Raw genomic sequence first — 3,570 nt, 5'->3', positions numbered from 1 at the left:
GGCTCCTGACCTCGCTGGCGGAGGCCTGGGTGCGTGGTGTCCCCGTCGACTGGACGGCCGTGCTGGCCGGACAGGACGCCCGGACGGTCCCGCTGCCGACGTACGCCTTCCAGCACCGGCGCTACTGGCTGGACACCCCCGAACCCGCCCCCGCCGGCCCCTCCGTGGACGAGGTGGACGCCCGTTTCTGGGAGGCCGTCGAGCGCGAGGACCTGGAAGCGCTGGCGGAGACGCTGCGCGTGTCCGACAGTGAGTCGCTGGCCGGTGTCCTTCCCGCGTTGTCGGGGTGGCGCCGGGAGCAGGCGGCCCGGTCGGTGGTGGACGGCTGGCGGTACAAGGTGGTCTGGAAGCCGGTCGGCCGGGACGTCCGGGACGCGGCCCTGACCGGCGACTGGCTGCTCGTCGTTCCCCAGGGACACCATGACACCGCACTGGTCACCACCCTCTCCGACGGGCTGGCCGCCCACGGCGCCGAGGTCCGTGTCCTCGGACTCACCGCGCGGCATGCGGAGTGCGAGGCGCTGAAGTCCGCGCTCGACGAGGCGTCGGCCGACGCCTCGGCGCCGTTCAGCGGTGTGCTGTCGCTGCTGGGCCTGGACGAGGACCCGTTGCCCGATCACCCCGTGCTGTCCACCGGGGCCGCCCTCACCGTCTCCCTTCTCCAGGCGCTCGGCCGGGTCGGGGTGAGCGCGCCCCTGTGGTGTGTCACGCAAGGTGCCGTGGCTGTCGGCGACCAGGAACCGGTCGCCCGGCCGGCCCAGGCGGCTGTATGGGGCCTGGGCAGGGTCGCGGCCCTGGAGTGCCCGGAACGCTGGGGCGGACTGGTCGACCTCCCCGAGCGGCTCGACGGCCGGGGGGCGGCCACCCTGTGCGCCGTCCTGGCCTCCCGCGGCGACAGCGCCGAGGACCAGGTGGCGCTGCGCGCCCACAGCACCTTCGTACGGCGTCTGGTTCCGGCCCCGCTCTCCGCAAGCGGGAACCCGGCTGCCGGGCGGCGGCACTGGAAGCCCCGCGGTACGGCCCTCGTGACCGGCGGAACCGGGGCGCTCGGTGCGCATGTCGCCCGGTGGCTGGCGCGCGGCGGTGCCGAGGACGTGGTCCTGGTCGGCCGACGTGGCCGGTCCGACGACGCGGCCCTCACGGAGCTGGAGACCGAACTCGCCGGTCTGGGAGCCCGGTTGAGCGTCGAGGCGTGTGATGTCGCCGACAGCGCGGCGCTGGGAGAGCTGTTGGGCTCCCTGCGCGCCGACGGACGTACGGTTCGTACGGTGGTGCACGCCGCCGGTGTGGGCACCCTCGGAACGCTCGACGACCTCAGCACGGCGGAGTTCGCCGAGGTCGCCGGGGGCAAGGTCGCCGGGGCTCGGCACCTCATCGAGGCCCTGGACCCGGCCGAGACCGACGCGCTGATCTTCTTCTCCTCGATCTCCGGCGTCTGGGGCGTCGCCGACCACGCGGCCTACGCCGCCGCCAACGCCTCTCTGGACGCCCTCGCCGAGCACGCACGCCGCACCCGTGGGCTCGCGGCGCTCTCGGTGGCCTGGGGGCCCTGGGACGGCGGCGGCATGATCGCCGAGGACATGCGCGATCCGCTGCGCCGCCGGGGCATCCCCGTCATCGCCGCGGAACCCGCGATGGTGGCCCTGCAGGACGCACTCGACCACGATGACACGGTCGTCGCCGTCGCCGACGTCGACTGGGGCCGCTTCGTACCCGTCTTCAGCGCCGTGCGCCCCGCCCCGCTCATCGCCGCACTGGAACCGAAGGACGAGACCGCCGGCGGCGAGCGGTCCCGTGCCGGGGAAAGGGACGGGCGCGGGACGGACCCGGCCGCCTCGACCCTGGCGCAGCGGCTCGCGGCCCTCCCCGCCGTCGAGCACGACCGCTTCGTACAGGACCTCGTGCGGTCCGAGGCGGCCGCCGTACTCGGTCATGACTCGGCGGACTCCGTCGACGCCGCCTACGCCTTCAAGGAGCTGGGCTTCGACTCGGTCAGCGCAGTCGAGCTGCGCAACCGTCTCGTCTCCCGTACGGGGCTGAAGATCCCGACCACCGTCGTCTTCGACCACCCCAGTCCGCTCGCCCTCGCCGCCCACCTCCGCCTGCTCGCCGTCGGGGACCCTGCCGGCCCGCGGCAGGACGCGGAGTCGGTCGCCGCGGTTGCCGTTTCCCGTGCGCCTGCCCCCGACGACGACCTCATCGCCGTCGTCGGCATGGGCTGCCGCTATCCGGGCGGCATCGCGTCCCCTGACGACCTCTGGCGCGTCGTCGTCGAGGGCGAGGACGTGATCACCGGCTTCCCCGCCGACCGGGGCTGGGACACGACCCGGCTCTACCACCCCGACCCCGACCGGAACGGCACCAGCTACGTCCGGCACGGAGGATTCCTGCACGACGCCGGGGAGTTCGACGCGGCCTTCTTCGGGATCTCCCCCCGCGAGGCGGCGGCCATGGATCCCCAGCAGCGACTGCTCCTGGAGACGTCGTGGGAGGCCTTCGAGCAGGCCGGCATCGACCCGAGGACGCTGCGCGGCAGCAGCACCGGCGTCTTCACGGGCCTCACGGACCAGAACTACGGCACCCTGCTCAGCCGCGGCGCCGACGGCACCGAGGGCTATCTCGTCACCGGCGCCTCGACCGCCGTCGCCTCGGGCCGCGTCTCCTACGTCCTCGGCCTGGAGGGACCCGCGGTGACCGTGGACACCGCGTGCTCGTCGTCGCTGGTCGCACTGCATCTCGCGGTACGGGCCCTGCGGTCCGGCGAGTGCTCGATGGCGCTGGCGGGCGCCGCGATGGTCATGGCCGACCCGGCGCCCTTCGTGGGCTTCAGCCGGCAGCGGGGCCTCGCCCCCGACGGCCGGTGCAAGCCCTTCGCCGAAGCCGCCGACGGCTTCTCCCTCGCCGAGGGTGTGGGAGTGCTGCTGCTGGAACGGCTGTCGGACGCCCGTCGCCACGGTCATCCGGTGCTGGCGGTGGTGCGCGGCTCGGCGATCAACCAGGACGGTGCGAGCAACGGCCTGACCGCGCCCAACGGTCCCTCGCAGCAACGAGTGATCCGTGCCGCGCTCACGGATGCCCGCCTCACCGCCGGTGAGGTGGATGTCGTCGAGGCGCACGGCACGGGCACACGGCTCGGCGACCCGATCGAGGCGCAGGCCCTGCTGGCGACGTACGGCCAGGACAGGCCCGCCGACCGGCCGTTGTACATCGGTTCGCTCAAGTCGAACATCGGCCACACCCAGACCGCCTCCGGTATGGCGGGCGTGATGAAGATGGTGCTCGCCATGCGGCACGGCCTCGTGCCCGGAACCCTGCACGTCGACGCGCCGTCCTCGCATGTCGACTGGTCGGCGGGGGCGGTGTCGCTGCTGACCGAGGCCGTGGAGTGGCCGCAGGCCGAAGGCCGTCCGCGCCGCGCCGGTGTGTCGTCCTTCGGGATCAGCGGCACGAACGCGCATGTGGTGTTGGAGGAGGCTCCGGTTGTGCCGGAGGCCGGGTCCGGCCGTGCGGGTGCGGGTACGTCACCGGTGTTGGTGGCTGGTGGTGTGGTGCCGTGGGTGGTGTCGGGTC

1 protein-coding gene is annotated in these 3,570 nt (G+C 73.8%); it reads left to right on the top strand.

Annotation, left to right across the window (positions count from 1 at the left end; genetic code table 11):
- Positions 1–29: 29 nt before the first annotated feature.
- Positions 30–3,570 (top strand): SDR family NAD(P)-dependent oxidoreductase (locus tag AQJ58_RS40135; RefSeq protein WP_159056432.1); only part of this gene is annotated, 3,541 nt, incomplete at its 3' end.

This window comes from Streptomyces sp. DSM 15324 (genome assembly GCF_001514285.1).
Lineage (GTDB): Bacteria > Actinomycetota > Actinomycetes > Streptomycetales > Streptomycetaceae > Streptomyces.
Note: the sequence above shows the minus strand (reverse complement) of the source record. Positions and strands in the feature narration are given on the sequence as shown.